Origin of the sequence: Puniceibacterium sediminis (assembly GCF_900188035.1) — a bacterium.
GTDB classification, from domain to species: Bacteria; Pseudomonadota; Alphaproteobacteria; order Rhodobacterales; family Rhodobacteraceae; genus Puniceibacterium; species Puniceibacterium sediminis.
Map to the genome: position 1 here is coordinate 1 of NZ_FZNN01000063.1, position 1,269 is coordinate 1,269.

The window sequence follows — 1,269 nt, forward strand, 5'->3', positions numbered from 1 at the left end:
GGTTCGCTAACACAGAAGGCCTGAACATTATCTACGAGTTCGAATGGTCGCCTCTACGGCCCTTACAGAGAAAGGTCCTTCTGCGATCGATCACCCCTCAAAGAAGGGGCGATAGGGCTCGCCATGTTTGATGATCCCATGAACAGTACGGGCCATCTTGGCGGCGATTGCGGTATACGCCTTGCGGCGCAAATGTGTGTTTTGACGGTCCTTGGCGATGTAACGCTCGAACTTGTCTCGGAAACTGTTGGTGCGCTGGATGATTGCCACCTGACCGGCCATCCACAGGGCTCGACGCAGTCGGGCATTGCCGTATTTTGACAGCTTGGTTTGGCCGCGGAACGTGCCGGACTGGATGGTTGCCAGATCCATACCGCAAAATTTTAGAAATTGGCGGTGATGCTGAAAGCGGCGCAGATCGCCTGCCTCCGCCAGGATGGTCAGCGCATTGATCGGGCCGATCCCCGGGATGGATGTCAGCAGTTGGTAGTCGTCGTTGTTCTTGAGCAGCTCGACGGCACGATCCTCAATCTGATTGCGTTGCGCGATCAGGCTTCGCCCTTCACTCAAGACCAAACGAAACATCCTGGCGGCGTCAGAGTCTGGAGCAATGGGCAGCCCTACAGATGACTTGGCGGTCTGATAAATATCTGCAAAAAAAACGTTCTTTTGATACTTTGCGTCCGACCACGTCCCAAGCATCGGCGAGAAATGTCTCTTGATCCATGGCAGAGATAAAGTGAGGTGACGGATAGCGCTCCAGAAAAGCGAAGAACCAATCGCTGCGAGAGCTGCGGTGGAAACGATCAGCTTCAGAGAAATACAGCGGCAGGTAATGGGTCAGGACCCGGTGCCAAAGTTCGGTCTTCGAGCGCGAGACAATGTCGTGTGTCTTGGATAGTTCCTGCAGGTCGTTCGTGCCACAAAGCATTGGATCGTGATAGAATTGCTCGTTCCCGATCTGCATCATGTGCAGGATGACCTGCGCGTCTTTCGGGTCGTTCTTGTCCCAGCTGTTGTTCAAGGCCTCACGGGTCCGTGCCAATGCGACCGAAGACACAAACTTTACCTCGAAACCAGCGACGCCGAGCCGATACGCCAAAGCGCGATGGTAATTGCCCGTGGCTTCAAACGCCACGCGCACAGGACGGCCATAATCCGAGAGTGTGCCGATCAATCGGTTGACGTCGTCGAGTTGGTTTAGAACAGTCAGGCGGCGGCGGCGCGTCCTACCTGGAATAGCGATGAAGACTTCATGGCGGGCCTTAG

Annotated in this window: 1 pseudogene; it reads right to left on the bottom strand. The window is 55.1% G+C overall.

Features of this window, described 5'->3' with window-relative positions:
• Positions 1 to 90: 90 nt before the first annotated feature.
• Positions 91 to 1,269: pseudogene (locus CHB75_RS21195) on the bottom strand (IS110 family RNA-guided transposase); the annotation flags it as partial.